Origin of the sequence: Mesorhizobium sp. YM1C-6-2 (assembly GCF_003666685.1) — a bacterium.
Taxonomy (GTDB): domain Bacteria; phylum Pseudomonadota; class Alphaproteobacteria; order Rhizobiales; family Rhizobiaceae; genus Mesorhizobium_K.
In genome coordinates, this window is sequence record NZ_RCIZ01000005.1 from 359021 (window position 1) to 374594 (window position 15574).

At 64.8% G+C, this 15574-nt stretch carries 15 protein-coding genes; 12 read left to right on the plus strand and 3 right to left on the minus strand.

Going from position 1 to position 15574, the window contains the following annotated elements:
* Positions 1-37: 37 nt before the first annotated feature.
* Complete coding sequence (locus D8676_RS15915) at positions 38-1342, plus strand: hypothetical protein (protein ID WP_121582048.1); 1305 nt, start codon at positions 38-40, stop codon at positions 1340-1342.
* A gap of 2 nt (positions 1343-1344) precedes the next feature.
* Here the strand turns inward: D8676_RS15915 and D8676_RS15920 are convergent, their stop codons facing one another.
* Complete coding sequence (locus D8676_RS15920) at positions 1345-3384, minus strand: 4Fe-4S binding protein (protein WP_121582049.1); 2040 nt, start codon at positions 3382-3384, stop codon at positions 1345-1347.
* A gap of 102 nt (positions 3385-3486) precedes the next feature.
* Between D8676_RS15920 and D8676_RS15925 the strand changes: the two genes are divergently transcribed.
* The 10 genes from D8676_RS15925 (at position 3487) to D8676_RS15970 (ending at position 12791) form a co-directional block, all read left to right on the plus strand.
* A complete protein-coding gene (locus D8676_RS15925) occupies positions 3487-4233 on the plus strand; it encodes a biotin/lipoate--protein ligase family protein (protein WP_121582050.1) in 747 nt (248 codons plus the stop codon).
* Positions 4224-4766 carry a DUF6505 family protein gene (locus tag D8676_RS15930; RefSeq protein ID WP_121582051.1) on the plus strand — a complete coding sequence of 181 codons (543 nt, stop codon included), beginning with the start codon at positions 4224-4226 and terminating at the stop codon, positions 4764-4766. Before D8676_RS15925 ends, D8676_RS15930 begins: the two co-directional genes overlap by 10 nt.
* Entirely contained in the window at positions 4763-5779 is a 1017-nt protein-coding gene (locus D8676_RS15935) for a DUF6352 family protein (RefSeq protein WP_121582052.1), read from the plus strand. The genes D8676_RS15930 and D8676_RS15935 overlap by 4 nt, the downstream gene beginning before the upstream one ends.
* An 11-nt stretch (positions 5780-5790) precedes the next feature.
* The gene (locus tag D8676_RS15940; protein WP_121582053.1) at positions 5791-6303 is read left to right on the plus strand and encodes a DUF3305 domain-containing protein; all 513 of its coding nucleotides are present in this window, start codon (positions 5791-5793) and stop codon (positions 6301-6303) included.
* Positions 6300-7013 (plus strand): DUF3306 domain-containing protein, encoded by a 714-nt coding sequence (locus tag D8676_RS15945; protein ID WP_121582054.1) that lies wholly within the window; start codon positions 6300-6302, stop codon positions 7011-7013. The genes D8676_RS15940 and D8676_RS15945 overlap by 4 nt, the downstream gene beginning before the upstream one ends.
* A gap of 89 nt (positions 7014-7102) precedes the next feature.
* Positions 7103-7906: a Cro/CI family transcriptional regulator gene (locus D8676_RS15950; RefSeq protein WP_121582055.1), complete on the plus strand. Its 804-nt coding sequence runs from the start codon at positions 7103-7105 to the stop codon at positions 7904-7906.
* A 41-nt stretch (positions 7907-7947) separates the two neighbouring features.
* Positions 7948-8157: a formate dehydrogenase gene (locus D8676_RS15955; protein ID WP_121582056.1), complete on the plus strand. Its 210-nt coding sequence runs from the start codon at positions 7948-7950 to the stop codon at positions 8155-8157.
* A 7-nt stretch (positions 8158-8164) separates the two neighbouring features.
* Entirely contained in the window at positions 8165-11086 is a 2922-nt protein-coding gene (locus tag D8676_RS15960) for a formate dehydrogenase subunit alpha (RefSeq protein WP_121582057.1), read from the plus strand.
* Positions 11087-11102: 16 nt separating this feature from the next.
* Positions 11103-11699 carry a formate dehydrogenase FDH3 subunit beta gene (fdh3B, locus tag D8676_RS15965; RefSeq protein WP_121582058.1) on the plus strand — a complete coding sequence of 199 codons (597 nt, stop codon included), beginning with the start codon at positions 11103-11105 and terminating at the stop codon, positions 11697-11699.
* A gap of 63 nt (positions 11700-11762) precedes the next feature.
* Positions 11763-12791, plus strand: coding sequence for a formate dehydrogenase subunit gamma (locus tag D8676_RS15970; RefSeq protein WP_121582059.1), 1029 nt, complete (start codon positions 11763-11765; stop codon positions 12789-12791).
* 227 nt (positions 12792-13018) lie between these two features.
* On the opposite strand, the gene D8676_RS15975 is transcribed toward D8676_RS15970, so the two are convergent.
* Positions 13019-13234 (minus strand): hypothetical protein, encoded by a 216-nt coding sequence (locus D8676_RS15975; protein WP_121582060.1) that lies wholly within the window; start codon positions 13232-13234, stop codon positions 13019-13021.
* Positions 13235-13303: 69 nt separating this feature from the next.
* The gene (locus tag D8676_RS15980; RefSeq protein ID WP_121582061.1) at positions 13304-13975 is read right to left on the minus strand and encodes a hypothetical protein; all 672 of its coding nucleotides are present in this window, start codon (positions 13973-13975) and stop codon (positions 13304-13306) included.
* 859 nt (positions 13976-14834) lie between these two features.
* On the opposite strand from D8676_RS15980, the gene D8676_RS15985 reads away from it, so the two are divergent.
* A complete protein-coding gene (locus tag D8676_RS15985) occupies positions 14835-15503 on the plus strand; it encodes a transposase domain-containing protein (protein WP_121582062.1) in 669 nt (222 codons plus the stop codon).
* The last annotated feature ends 71 nt before the right edge of the window (positions 15504-15574 follow it).

Consider the following 15574-nt stretch of genomic DNA (forward strand, 5'->3'; position numbering starts at 1 on the left):
CCCGCGACGGTGGCGCTGCCGGCCAAGGGAGCACGGAATGGTCCGGTGCGCAACGAAGACGACGCTTGCTGCAGGTTTGGCAGCGATTGCTCCCTTTCTCTTCGGCATTGCCGCAGATGCCGTGGAATTGCGCGGCCATGGCGGTCCGGTGCGGGCAATCGCCGTAGCTGCCGACGGACGGACGGCGATCACCGGCAGCTTCGACGCCAAGGCGATCGTCTGGTCGCTGGAAACCGGCGAGGCCCGCGAGGTGCTGCTGTTTCATGACGGCCAGGTCAACGCCGTCGCGGCCCTGCCGGAGGGACGCTTCGCCAGCGCCGGGGCGGACGGCCGCATCGCGATCTGGGATGCTGGCAGGAGCACTCCGAGATCCATCCTGCAAGGCCATTCAGCCCCGGTCGTGGCGCTCGCAGTATCGCCCGACGGCTCGACGCTCGCCTCGGCTTCATGGGACGAGAGCGTGCGGCTCTGGCCGCTTTCAGGGGGCCAGCCGCGCGTCCTCCAAGGCCATCGCGGCAACGTCAACGCGGTTGCATTCCTCTCCGACGGCACGCTCGCAAGCGCAGGCTACGACGCGGCCGTCATTCTTTGGCCGCCCAAGCCTGATGCTGCGCCCCTTCGGGTCACGCTCCCGGCGCCGCTCAGCACGCTTGCGGCAACGGCCCAAGACCGGCTGTTCGCCGGAGGCGCCGACGGCAAGCTGCGTGAGCTCGATCGCAGTGGCGCGATCCTGGCCGAAGTACAGGTTTCATCCAGGCCGGTCGTCGCCCTCGCCGCCTCGGGCGACGGAACCTATATCGCCACTGCCGGGATCAATGATGCGATCGTGCTGCTCGACGCCAAGAGCCTGAAGCCCGTTCGCACCTTTGACGCGGCCGGCGTGCCGGTATGGTCCCTCGCCTTCCCGGCCGGCGGCGGGACGCTTCTGGCCGGCAGCGCGGATCGCGTGGTGCACGAATGGGACATCGAGACCGGGCAACGGCTTGGAAACGCACCGGACGGTGCGGCCGATCCGATGGCCAGATACGCGGGCAATCCGGATGCCGAGGTCTTCCGGGCCTGCATCGCCTGCCACACGCTCGACCCTGACGACGGCAACCGCGCCGGCCCCACCTTGCACGGCATCTTCGGCCGCAAGATCGCGTCGGTGCCGGGCTACCACTACTCGCCGGCTTTCAGGGAAATGGACATCGTCTGGACGCCGGAGACGGTGTCGAAACTGTTTGAGCTGGGTCCGAGTCAATACACGCCAGGCACAAAGATGCCCGAGCAGACGATCGGCGATCCCGGGGATCGGGCGGCGCTGATCCGATTCCTGCAGGCCGAGACCGGCGGCGACTGAATTCAGACGGGCTTGTCTTCCGAAGCCTTGCGCGCCCGCAGATAATCCTCCGTCGTTCGCGGCGCCGGACGGGGCGAGGTTTCGTAAGGATCGAAACCCTCGTTCATGGCAGCGTCGACGCGGCAATTGTCGCACATCCGCACCAGATCGAGCCGCCGTGCGTTCTCCCCCGCGAACATCCAATGCTTGCCTTCGAGCTTGGCGACGATCCGCTCGACCGTGCTCTTGGTGCCGAAGGGATTGCCGCAACGGATGCAATCATAGGGCTCTTCTTCCTTGACCGCCTGGCGCGGCGCGCTCCAGGCGGAGAAATCCACCCGCGGCGCAAGCGTGATCACCTTTTCCGGGCAGGTCGCCGCGCAAAGTCCGCATTGGACGCAGGCGCTCTCGGAAAAATAAAGCGCCGGGTGGTCCTCGCTGTCGGAGAGCGCGCCCGTCGGACAGGCCGACACGCATGAGAGGCAAAGCGTGCAACCCTCGACGTCGAATTCCAGCCCGCCGAACGGCGCGGCCGACGGCAACACCACGCGGTCGACCGGCGTCGGCGCGGCGCGATGCAGTTCTGTCATCGTGCTTCTCAAGAGGCTGCGCTTGTCTCCGAGCGGCAGGAAGGTCGCCGGCTTCCTTTCATTCGCGCCCGGACTCACCTGGTCGAGCGCCGTTCTCAGGATGTCCGGGTCGTCTGCCTCGATCACTCCGCAGATTTCCGCGCCGTAGCCCAGCGACTGGCCTAAACGATTGGCGATGGTGACGTTCCGGGCCAGGCCGGTGATCTCATGTTTGGGTTTCGCCGAGGCGAGCGCCCTCACCGCCACTGCGCCCCAGGCGACAGGCGCGGTCCACGCCTCGATCCCGAGCTGCGTGATCTCGTTGACGGCGACCGGCAGCACATTCGCTGGCAGTCCCCGGCCGAAGCGCGCCAGCGCATCGACAAGCGCGTCGCCATGGTTGCCGTCGTGGAAGAGGACGACCGGATCGCTCCCGCCTGCCTCTCGATAGGCGACCAAAAGCGTGCGCAGCCGGCGAAGCAGGGCCTCTCCGTCCGGGACGGCGTAGGCGGCGGCGCCTGTTGGACAGGCAGCGGCGCAATTGCCGCAGCCGGCGCAGACCTCAGCGTCGATGGCGACGTGGTTTCCGGCAGGCGTGATCGCGCCGGTCGGGCACAGGTCGAGGCATCGCGTACAGCCCGTGATGCGGGAGCGCGAATGGGCGCACAGGTCGGCCGAGAAATCGATATAGCGCGGCTTGTCGAATTCCCCGACGAGGCCGGCCGCCTTGGCGATCGCGGCAACGACTCCGGCCCGGTCGGCAGGGTCCGCCCTCAGATAGCCCTCGCGCAGCTCGTGGGCCGGGAACAGGGCAACGCCACCGGAGAGATCGAGGATGATGTCCGCTTTCGAGATCGCACCGTCGCGTGATGTCCCGAAGTGCAGCCGATCGCGCGACGAAGGCGCAGGCAGCGCGAAGTCGTCGACCGTCAGCTCGAAGGCGCCGAGATGGCCATGTGCGTTCCGGATCGTTCCCTGCACGACGGGGAAATCCCAGACGCGATGGGGCGCGATTTCGTCAGGACGGGAGAGCAGGACGGTGACGTCCAGCTCGTCGGCGAGCTGCCGGCCTGCTTCTATCGCCGCCTCGTCGCGGCCATAAACCAGCACCACCCCGTTGCTCTCAAGCGTGACGAGCGCAGGCGGTGCGACCGGCTCAATCGCCATCGCCAGGAGTGCCGCCGCCTTCGGTCCGGCGGCGGCTGCGTCCTCCGACCAGCCGGCAGTCTCGCGGATGTTGGCGAATGCGAGATCGCCGGCAAAGCCGACTTCCTCCGCGACTTCGCGGAAAAGCGGCGCCTGCTGCGTGCAGGCGATGGTGACCGCTCCTCCCGCGCTCAATGCGCTTCGGACCCGGCCGAGTTCGGCGCCACAGAGATGATCTCCGGACTGGACCTCTGCGTTCGTGCATGCGCGGGCCACGCTGCCACCGTAACCAGGCATGGTCCGCTCGCAGGAGCAGACAAAAATCGTGCGCGGTTTGTCCAGGCTCATTGCGCCTCCCCGCGGCGCGGCACCGCCCGCTGCGGTAGCGCCTTCACTTTAGAAGCATTATAAGGAGAATACGGTCGTCGTCATCAGAAATGGACCGGCATCATGTCTGTGGGCGCTTCGGTCATCGACCGCGCCATCGATCTGCCTCCGCTCTACAGCCTCGTTGCCCTGCGAGAGGCCGGCGACGCCTTCGCGCATGCCTGCTCCATTGCCGGCGAGGACGGCGCAGGCACGCTGGTCTGGGCGCGACGCTACGATCTCGCCGAATTCGCGGTCGTCCTGGAGCCTGAAGAGCCGTTCGCACATGCGCGCCTTGCAATCTATGCCGGCATGAACGCGCTTGCCGATGCGCTCGCGACGCATGCGCCGCCGTCGCGGCCGATTACCTTAGACTGGCCCGACGCGGTTCGCGTCGATGGGGTCCTCGTCGGCGGCGGCCGCCTGGGCTGGCCTCCGGGAACACGCGACGACGAGACGCCGGAATGGCTGGTCTTCGGGGCGATGATCCGAACGGTGGCTGTCCGCACCGGCGAGCCGGGCCTGCGGCCGCTGTTCGGCGGACTCGACGAGCTGGGCTTCGAGGACCCCGATGCAGGCGAGATCATCGCCAGCTTCTCCCGCCACCTGATGACCGCGTTCGATGAATGGAGCGATGGCGGTTTCGAGCCCATCGCCAGGCACTGGCTGAACCGCCTCGGCCCAATCGGCCAGGAAGCCCGGATCGCCGACAACGGTGACCTGCTGCGCTCGCAAAAGCCGGGACAGGAAACCTCAGAAAGACAAAACCTGGCGGAGGCGATCGCATCGCCGTCCTGGCTCGATCCGGCGACTGGAACGCCATGGCTGTGAAGCTGCCGCGCACGATCCGCCTCGATCCCTCGGATACCTTCGTCTATTCCCGCGCCGCCGAACCCGGCGAATGGGCCGCCACCGGCACCTTTCTGTTCTTCGGCGCCGATGTCGAAAGCCTCTCCGGCAAGGAAAGGCAGGCGTTCCGCGCCGGCTTTCTGGGCATCGAGAGCTTCGGCTGGTCTACCCTCGTCGTCGTGACCGAGGCGACCGCAGAGGAACGCGCGGCGGCGGTCGAGAGGCTTGCCGAGCAACTCGTTGCGCGTTGCGGCGCGCCCGGCATGGAGGCCGCTCGCCCAGCCGCCGAAGAGGAGATCGCCTTTGCGCAATCCCTCTGCGACCATCCGCCGAACACCTTGATTGCCCTCAGCCGCGCTGGCGAGGACGGCAGCGTCAGGGAGTCCTTCCGCACCCTCCACCGGAAGGTGAGCCGGCTCGATCCGGCTATGGCGTTCCGCGTCATCGAGGTCGAGGAAGAGGACGGGCCCGTCGAAGAAGTGGACATCCGGGCATTGGCGGGAAGGCACGAGTGAAGGATTTCTGGGTTTCTTCGGGTCATCACCTCCTCGATCGCGACGAAGCCGGCCGGCTGATCGTGACCGACGCCTTTCTCAAGGCCTATTTCGCGCGCCCCGAGCTGCTGCCGCCCGAAGAGGCGTGCGAGGCCGAATTGCGGCTGCATCACGAACTTTTGATGCACGATCCGCGCCGCCCGGTCGGTCCGGACGAGATCGCCGCGATGGACGACCCGGATGCGCGGGAGAACTGGGAGTTCATGGTCGCCTTCCGCGACCGCCTCCTTGCGGCCCCCTCGCTCGAAGCCGCCTATCTGGAACTGGCGCGCGGCTCGGCTGCCAACACTCCCCCGCTGTTCATGAACCAGCTTGCGCAGGTGGTGCTGCGCAATGCGCTCGACGGCGAGGACGATCCTTTCGTCCTGCGCGCGGCCGAACTGTTCTACCGGACGCAGCGGGTGACCTTCCATGAGGGCGCGCTGCTGCTCGCCGACGCCGAAACCATAGAAGTCCACGAGCAGAACCGTCACGCCTCCCCCCTGCTCACCATGCTTGGCGGACCGGCCGTCACCGAACTCGAAATCCTCGAGGAGAAGAATGCCGGGAGCTATTTCGGCAGGAGCGACGCGTTCGACATGGTGCTTGGTTTCGGCGGCGTGGACAGCACGGCGCGGCGCGGTCTCGCCACCGCCATGGCGGCGTGGATCCGCCATCTGCTCGCCGTCGACGTGACGATCGAGCCGGTCGAGCGGATCGAAGACGACGATTGGGCATGGTTCGTCGGCCTCGACGCCGAAGCGACGCGCATCGGCAATGCGCTGTGGACGGGCAAGGAACTCGACCCCGAAGCAGCGGAGCGCATCATCGCATTGTTCCGGCTCGGCTTTTCCGACATCGGCGAAGTCAGGCCAGAGGTCGGCGCGCGGCCGATCTGGCTGATCTTGGCGGAGACGCCGGACCGGACGATCCGCATGAAGCCGCAGAACCTCGTCGCCGGACTGCCGCTGCGCGCCGCGGCGCCGGCAAGCTAGGGGATCGCGGCTTGATCAGGGAAACAGTCGAAGTCGGGGTGATCGTAGAGCGGCGAGCGCTGAAGAATCCGTGGGTCGATCATGCCTGGATGCCGGTTGCCGTGCTCGCCGGCGCACCGGCGGCTGCACCCTGGACAGAACTCCATGGAACCGCCGAAGTGACGCGCTATTATGCGGGAAAGGCAGAGCTCGAATTCTTCGGATCGGACACGACGATGTACCGGGAAAACCTGCGTTCGCCGCAGCCGAGCCTCTGGGTGGCGCTTCGGCCTACGGACGCGCCTCCAGGGGTGGTGCTGCATCTGGTGACCGTCGATCCCGCCGACGCCGAGGCGCTGACCGGGACCGGTACCGACATCATCGAGGCCGTCCCCATGCCTGTCGAGATACAGCAGTTGCTCGCCGCCTTCGTCGAGGCGCATCACGTCGAGCGCCCCTTCGTCAAACGCCAGCGGGACCGCGCGGACCCGGAGGCGATGGCCAGGCGGGATCCGAGTTCCGATCCCGGGGACGACGAGGAATGAGCGACGACGGCGGCAACGACAACGTCTTTGCCCGGTGGTCGCGGCGCAAGCTGTCCGCACGCCTGGAGGAACCGGCCCCCGGCGATGAAAACCTGTCGCCCGAGGTGGTTGCGGAGGAAGTTGGCGCCGCATCGCAGGAACAGGAAGCGGCGGAAACCGAAACGGACGAGCCCGCCGAGCCCCTCCCCCGCATCGAGGACCTTACCCCCGAGAGCGACCTTTCAGCCTTTCTGCGAAAGGGCGTGCCGATGGCGCTCAAGAGCGCCGCGATGCGCAAGATGTGGTCGCTCGATCCGGGAATCCGCGACTATGTCGGTCCCTCCGAATATGCCTGGGACTTCAATCAGCCAGGCTCCATGGGAGGGTTCGGCCCACTGGAAGCAAAAGAAACTGTCGTCGGCTTCCTGTCGAAGACCGTTCGCGCCATGGAGCCCGATGCGGAACCGACCGCCGGCGGGCAGCCCGATGCCTTTCCTGAACAACCGGCGGTTGTCCAGCCTGATACGGTAGCCGACGCCGACACGCCGGAACCTTCAGCGGTGACAGACCCGCTCGAACCCGACCCGCCCCCCGACGCCGCAGACCCGCCGGAAGCCGCCTTCGGTGATGCGGAGCCGGCAAAGCCTCGGCATTCGACCGATGACACCGGGCAGTCGCAAGTATCCGAACCAGTCGTCGGACTCCGCCACGGCGGCGCGATGCCGCGCTGAGCCGGCGCCTTGAGGTCACGAATTCTTTCCCTGACCAGGGATTGCATTATCCCCATAGGGAAATACTATGACCTTGCGGTACCGAGGGCATGGTTATGCATAGGGAAGCGGGTTTGGAGCAAGCCATCAGGGCAATGGGCGGAGTTTCCGCCTTGGCCCGCAGTCTTGGTGTTGCTCAACCGACGGTTTCGCTGTGGCGTCGTGTCCCGTCCGAACGGGTTCTTTCCGTCGAAGCTCTTACCGGCCTGCCGCGGACCGTATTGCGCCCCGATCTTTACCCGGCGCCGACGGAGCATCCCGCGAATATCGATGATATCGACCGCGCGCGATCGGACGAATACGCCCTCCTCGCATCACTGCTGCTGACGCCGCCTGATGCCAATCTCCTGGCTCGGCTTTCCAGTCTTCAGGGCAGCGACGACACGCTCGTGGGACGCGCCCACGCGGCACTTGGCCAGGCAGCCGCAGCCGCTTCCGCCGATGACGTCGCCCGCGAATATTTCCATCTCTTCATCGGCGTCGGTCGCGGCGAGCTGATCCCTTACGCCTCTTACTACCTGACCGGCTTCCTCAACGAACGGCCGCTCGCCCGCCTGCGCGGAGACATGAAGCGCCTCGGCATCGAGCGGGCCGCCGGCCATTTCGACCCCGAGGATCATCTCGGCACGCTCTGCGAGGTCATGAGCGGCCTTGCCGGCAATCGCTTCGAGATTCCTGCCAGCGAAGAGCAGGATTTCTTCGAACGGCATGTCGCGCCCTGGGCCGGGCGTTTCTTCGCCGACCTGAAGAACGCGAAGGCCGCGAAATTCTACCGGGCGGTCGGCGCCCTCGGTCAGCTCTTCATCGACATCGAAACCGAAGCCTTCGCCATGGAGACGCGGCGAAGCGCTTAGACGCTGCCTTGGGCCGAGCCCGCAAAAGAGGAGGAAGGAAGATGCAGGACACGCGACGGACGGCGCTAAGCCGCCGCAACTTCCTTCGAGCCTTCGGCGGCGCCTCGACCACTGCGGTTGCAGCCGCCGCGTTCGTTCCCACCGAGGCCCAGGCCTACAATCCGGGAGAAGAGGAGACGCGGGCGCGCTACCAGGAGACGGATCACGTCAAGGCGTTCTATCGCGTGAACCGCTATCCCCAGAAGAAGTGAGGTTGCCATGCTGACGAAGCGCAAGGGCGGACAGGCAAGCCGCACGAGACTGCAGACCCTGGTGGGGGGCGCCGCATCGGCTCCCGTCGACCGTCGAACATTCCTGCGCCGCTCCGGCCTCGCCGTCGGCGGGATGGCCGCGCTCGGCTCGTTCCAGCTCGGCACGGTCAACAAGGCCGCCGCGATCAGCCCGCCGCAGCCGGGAGTGCCGATCGAGATAAAAAAGAGCATCTGCACCCATTGCTCGGTCGGGTGCACGGTGACGGCCGAGGTCCAGAACGGCGTCTGGACCGGCCAGGAGCCGTCCTGGGACAGCCCGTTCAATCGCGGCTCGCATTGCGCCAAGGGCGCCAGCGTGCGCGAGCTCGTGCACAGCGACCGTCGCCTGAAATACCCCATGCGACTCACCGGCGGCCAATGGGAGCGCGTCAGCTGGGACGAGGCGATCAACGGCATAGGCGACAAGCTTCTCGAAATCCGTGAGAAGTCCGGGCCGGAATCCGTCTACTGGATGGGGTCGGCGAAGTTCTCCAACGAAGGCACCTATCTCTTCCGCAAACTTGCCGCCCTGTGGGGAACGAACAACCAGGACCACCAGGCCCGCATCTGCCATTCGACGACGGTTGCCGGCGTAGCCAACACCTGGGGCTACGGCGCGATGACCAACTCCTACAACGACATCCGAAATTCCAAGACGATGCTTATCCTCGGCGGAAATCCGGCTGAGGCGCATCCGGTCGCCATGCAGCACCTGCTCGAGGGCAAGGAGCTCAACAACGCCAACCTCATCGTCATGGATCCGCGCTTCACCCGCACGGCAGCGCACGCGACGGAATATGCGCGCTTCAGGTCAGGCACCGACATCGCGCTGCTCTGGGGCATGCTCTGGCACATCTTCGAGAACGGCTGGGAGGACAAGGAATTCATCGCCCAGCGCGTCTACGGGATGGACGAGGTCAGGAAGGAAGTCGCCAAATACACCCCCGACGAGGTGGAAACGATCACCGGCGTCCCCGGCGACCAGTTGAAGCGCATCGCCGAGATGTTCGCGACGCAGAAGCCGGCGACCATCATCTGGTGCATGGGCCAGACACATCACACGGTCGGGACGGCCAACACGCGGGCGAGCTGCATCCTGTGCCTCGCCACCGGCAATATCGGCAAACCCGGCACCGGCGCCAATATCTTCCGCGGTCACGACAACGTGCAGGGCGCCACCGATATCGGGCTCGATGTGGTCACCCTGCCCTTCTACTACGGGCTGACGGAAGGCGCCTGGAAGCACTGGTCGCGCGTCTGGGAGATTCCCTACAACGACCTGGTCGGCCAGTTCCCCTCCAAGGAACTGATGGAGACGCCCGGCATCCCGCTGACGCGGTGGTTCGATTCGGTTTCGTTGCCGAAGGAGGACGTCCAGCAGCCCGACGTCATGCGGGCGATGTTCGTCCAGGGCCATGCGAGCAACAGTATCGCCCGCATTCCGGAGTCGATTAAGGGGCTCGCCGGCCTCGAACTGCTTGTCGTGGCCGATCCGCATCCGACCACCTGGGCCTCGCTCGCGGTGCAGGCAGGACGTCAGGACAACACCTATCTGCTGCCGGTCTGCACGCAGTTCGAGACCTCGGGGTCGCGCGTAGCCTCCAACCGGTCGCTGCAGTGGGGCGAGCAGATCGTCCCGCCGAGCTTCGAGCAGAAGGACGACTACCAGGTCCTCTACCTGCTCTCGCAGAAGCTCGGCCTCGCCGACTGGATGTTCAAGAACATCGCGGTCGAAGGCGATCGCCCGGTACCCGAGGACATCCTGCGCGAGATGAACCGCGGCAGCTGGTCGACGGGCTATTGCGGCCAGTCGCCGGAGCGGCTCAAGGCGCATATGAAGAACCAGCATAAGTTCGATCTGGTCACGCTGCGCGCACCGAAGGACGATCCGGAGGTGGGCGGCGACTATTACGGCCTGCCCTGGCCGTGCTGGGGCAAGCCGGAGATCCGCCACCCCGGAAGCCCGAATCTCTACAGCACCGGGCGCCACGTCATGGACGGCGGCAGCCCGTTCCGCGCCCGCTTCGGCGTCGAACGGAACGGCGAAACGCTTCTCGCCGAGGGCTCCTACACGGAAGGCTCCGAACTCACCGACGGCTACCCGGAGTTCACCATGGCTGTGCTGCAGAAGCTCGGCTGGGACCAGGACCTGACGCCAGAGGAACGCGGGATCATCCAGACGATCGGCGACGACATGGGCGGCATCGGCAAGGTGTCGTGGTCGACCGACCTGTCGGGCGGCATCCAGCGCGTCGCGCTCAGCCATGGCTGCCATCCCTACGGAAACGGCAAGGCCCGTGCGGTCGCGTGGAACCTGCCGGACCCGGTGCCGATCCACCGCGAACCGATCTATTCACCCAAGGTGGACCTGGTCGCGAAATATCCGACCTATCCGGACGCCAAGCAGTTCCGCCTGCCGAATATCGGCTTCAGCGTGCAGAAGGCGGCGGTGGACAACGGCATCGCGAAATCGTTCCCGATCATTCTGACGACCGGCCGCCTGGTCGAATACGAAGGCGGCGGCGAGGAGACCCGGTCGAACCGGTGGCTGGCCGAGCTGCAGCAGGAGATGTTCGTCGAGATCAACCCCGCCGATGCCACCGACCGCGGCATCAGCGACGGCGCCTGGGTCTGGGTCAACGGAGCGGAGAACGACTCCAAGGCGCGGGTAAAGGCGCTGGTGACCGAGCGCGTCGGCAAGGGCGTCGCCTTCATGCCCTTCCACTTCGGCGGCTGGTTCCAGGGCAAGGACCTGCGGGACAACTACCCGGAGGGGACCGACCCCTACGTGCTCGGCGAAAGCGCCAACAGCATCACAACCTACGGCTACGACCCGGTGACGGGCATGCAGGAGCCGAAGGTCACGCTTTGCCAGATCGCGGCGGCGTAAGAGGGAGGAACCACAAATGGCCAGGATGAAGTTCCTTTGCGACGCCGACCGCTGCATCGAATGCAACGCCTGCGTCACCGCCTGCAAGAACGAGCACGACGTGCCGTGGGGCATCAACCGGCGCCGCGTCGTCACCATCAATGACGGCAAGCCGGGCGAACGCTCGGTGTCGATGGCCTGCATGCACTGCACCGACGCGCCATGCGCGGCGGTGTGTCCCGTCGATTGCTTCTACACGACGGCGGACGCAGTGGTGCTGCATTCGAAAGACCTGTGCATCGGCTGCGGCTACTGCTTCTACGCCTGCCCGTTCGGGGCGCCGCAATATCCGCGCGTCGGCAATTTCGGCAGCCGCGGCAAGATGGACAAGTGCACCTTCTGCGCAGCCGGCCCGGAGCCGGATTCGACCGAAATCGAATATGCGAAGTACGGCGCCAACCGCCTGGCCGAAGGCAAGCTGCCGCTCTGCGCTGAGATGTGCTCGACCAAGTCGCTTCTCGCCGGCGACGGCGAGATCATCGCGGCAATCTACAAGGAGCGGGTGACGCAGCGCGGCTACGGCTCGGGCGCGTGGGGCTGGCAGACAGCCTATCGGGAGACGGTCAACGTCTAGACCAGCAAGCGTATGGCGGGCGTTGGATTCCCGCGGCGAAACAAGCTCAGGAGGACGAAGCAAATGCGGATCTGGAGCCTTGGCCGACTGATTTCGCCGGCTGTCGCAGCGTTCATTCTGGCTCTCGGCCTGCTTGTTGTTCCGGCGGGCGCGCAGGAAGGTCCATCGGCAAGCAACCCGACCGCCGAGGCGGTGAACGAGCAGCAGCTCCTCGATGAGCTCAACAAGGTCCAGGGCCGCGTCACCATCCCGGACCGCAAGGCTGCGACGCTGCAGCAACCGCAAGGCCGCGAATATCAGGACTTCCATGAAGGCGTGCTGCCGTGGATCGGCACCATCGCCATCGTCGGCATGTTGCTCGTGCTTGCGCTTTTCTACTTCGTCAGGGGCCGGATCCGTACGCAGGCGGACGAATCGGGCGCCAGGATCCTCCGCTTCAATGCGCTGGAACGCCTCGCCCACTGGATCACTGCAACCGCCTTCATCGTTCTTGCCGTCACCGGCCTGAACTTCGTCTTCGGCAAGCGCCTGCTGATGCCGTTGATCGGACCCGAGGCGTTCTCGACCTGGTCGGTCTGGGCGAAATACGCGCATGATTTCGGATCCTGGGCGTTCATGGCCGGCGTGCTCCTCATTCTGGTCTTGTGGGTCTGGGACAATCTCCCGGATCGCTACGACGCGAACTGGCTGAAATCCGCCGGGGGTCTGTTCGACCGGTCGAACAAGACCCATCCGCCGGCAGGACGCTTCAACGCGGGGCAGAAGTTCATCTTCTGGGCTGTCGTGCTCGGCGGAATCGCGCTGTCGGTCTCAGGCATCTTCATGCTGTTCCCGTTCTACTTCACCGACGTCAACGGCATGCAGATGGCCCAGTATATCCATGCGACCGTGGGCGTCCTGATGATCGCGGTCATCATCGCGCACATCTATATCGGCACGGTCGGCATGGAAGGCGCCTACGACGCGATGGGATCCGGCACGGTGGACCTGAACTGGGCCAAGGAGCACCACAGCGCCTGGGTGGAGGAGCAGCAACGCAAGGCCAGCGGCCGCGTACCGCCGCCGCATACGGCTCCCGAACCTGCGGAATAGAATAGGCCATCTCCTGTAAAATCAGAAAGCCCGGACCGATCGGTCCGGGCTTTCTTTTGATACCGTCCCGGCTCGTTTCCTTACCGCTGCGAAGGCCGGCGGGTCCTTTATGTGCAGTCGGTCATGCATCACCAAGGGTGACTGCGTCGGCTAAAGGTCTGGAGCAGCCCGGATACGTCCGGGACGATAGGCGGGCCGGAGCCGCTCCGGTTCGTCGTTTCCCTGTCTTAGGACGACGTTTCCGTACCACTGTCAGTGGCATTGTTGCCGGGGTCGCCCGACCAGTTCTGGCCGACGAGATTGTGGCCGGGATCGCCGACCCGCGTGCTGTCGGTGCTGTAGACCTGCCACGCAGGCTTTTGCTGCTGTACGTCGAGGAGAAAATAGCCGGCCCCAAACGCTATTGCGATCGCAACAACCATTCCCGTCAAGATCATGCCCATCGCCGCTTACTCCTTTCCTGTTGCCTTTGGCGGCAGCCAATAGCCGGGCCGCCGCCACAATATTCTCCCCTATTGCGGCGTCTGCTCGCCTTCAGCCGGAGCGGCGGCCCCGGAGGGCTCGGCAGCCGGCTTCTGCTGATACTGCAGGTCGAGCGCCGCCAAGGCGATCAGCGGCGGCGGCATGGCGACGCCGGCGACCCGCATTTCACGGGCCGTCTTCTGGCATTGCGCGATGTCGTTCGCAGAAGCGAGCTGTTCGGCCGCCTCGATCGTCAGCACCGACTCCTTGGGCGTGCTGGTTACATCGGCCGGGGGCAGCGGCGCAGCCCTGCTCTCCTTCTGAGGCGCATTGGTCGCCGATCCGCTCGCTGCATTGTCCTTGCCCGGCTTGGGGGCGTCGGTCGCCACGCCATCCTGACCGGTGATTTTCTGCGCCGAGCCGGTCCCGCCCTCCGTCTTCGCCGGATCGCCGGAACCGGTGGTCCCCTGCTTGGCGGCGCTATCCGATTGCTGAGCCGGGGCGGCTGCCGGTTTTGCCGCGGCCGGTGCGGGCGCCTCAGGCGGCGCCTTCATGAAGGCGAGGACTTCCTGGCACAGATTGGCCGGGCCGCTTTGCTGCGCGGCAGCCGCCTGATCGGCCGGCGCCTCAGTTGCGGGAGCAGCCGGCTGAGGCGTGGCGGTCTGTGCCAGGGACGTCGACGCCGACAGCGCGAGGATTCCTGCAAGGACGAACGTTCTCATGCCTGGCTCCTTCCCTTTTGTTCAGACGATTTCCCTTGTTGCCCAGACGATGGTCGCCGAATTTCACGCCGTAAGGTGCAGGACCATCGCACGACTTGCAAGTTCGAACCAAATGGCTGTCGCCAGCTTACGTTCCATCGCAGCGTTGCGCCATGGGATGGCGGTACGATCCGCCTTAAATGTGCCAACGGCGCTTTCGGCGATTCAACGACAGCGTCCCTTCGTTGGGACGGCAGAAATCAGTCTGTCGCGTAACGCACGAAGGGAATGCACGGGATAGACAGGGATAGAACTAAGGCGTTTCCAGGAGATGGATTTTGCCGATTTGAAGAATTTCGAAAAATTCTTGGCTGGGGAACCTGGATTTGGAGACAGCCAAAACCATATCCCCAGCTAGACCATTGAGATCACTGGGAAATCCGGACTGGCGAAGAGGCCTCGCCACAATTTGTGCATCACCTCTGTGCCCAGATCTCGGGGTGACGTCAAGGGTGATCGAACGCTTAGCATCTCAGGTAGACTGAGCGGGACGGAAGTCAAACTTTGCCCAGCCTGCGATCTCTGAGCTGAACGAAGGGTGGTCTCGCAAGACTGCCAGCCATATGATCGCTGCCCGCAATGGGGCTGGTTGCAGCCTGTCGAGCTTTTGCACGAAATCGCAGAAACTGGCCGGCGTGCCAACGGTCGCCCGCGCAGCATTGAAGCTACTGACCGATGCTTTACATCAACTCTTGCCTTGCGCTTTCCATCCGGCGAAAACGCTCTTGGGGCTTTTTTCATGCTTGGGTAATGGGACGAACCGGTTGTGACAGCGTGATCGTTGATTCCCCAAATGAGCGCTTAAATCCGCGGGGGAAGAATGAGCAACATAGAAGGAAATGCATTTCGGTTCTTGTTGCAGGAGGGTGACCGGCCCTTTCTCCCGTCTCGATGCTATATCGAAGCAGACCCCAAGATCCAAAATCGCAAGCAATGGATACTTCATCTCAGCCGCCCAGAGGGGGCGCCCTGGCTCTTCGAGATAGACGATATCAAGGCCTGGATGCTCCACGGGAAGCCCGTTCGCCAGATCATCTTTGACCGTTCAGATAAGAACACGCCCTTTCGCGACCTGGACCGGGACGCGATCTTCCGCGAGTATCTTCGGCACCTGTTCGAACGAATCCCAGCAGAATATCGGAGCCGACGCAAATACGCGCTCATGCCGTCAATATCTGACGACGACTCCCGGACGCGCTACCGGGATGCTATCGAAGCAACCATACCGGAGGTCACGGTTCTTCCTGAACCCGAGATGGTCGCCGAATATTTTCGCCTTCTCGAGCGTAATCTGGAACTAGTACCTGGCAGGAACAACGTCATCCTGGTCGTTGATACTGGCGCGTCGACTGCCAACATGACGCTTATCGTTACTCGTCGTGACCGCACAATCGTCGACGTCGATGCGACCGGAGCCCAGCGGGACTTGCGGCTTCGCGCCCTGCGTGGCGACAGCGCCGGTAACGCTGGTCACTGGGTAGATTGTTGATTGCTGCTGAGAAGTGACCCGGGGGAGCGTGTAATTTTCATTGAGAAGTGACCCATGTTTGAACCCGTCCC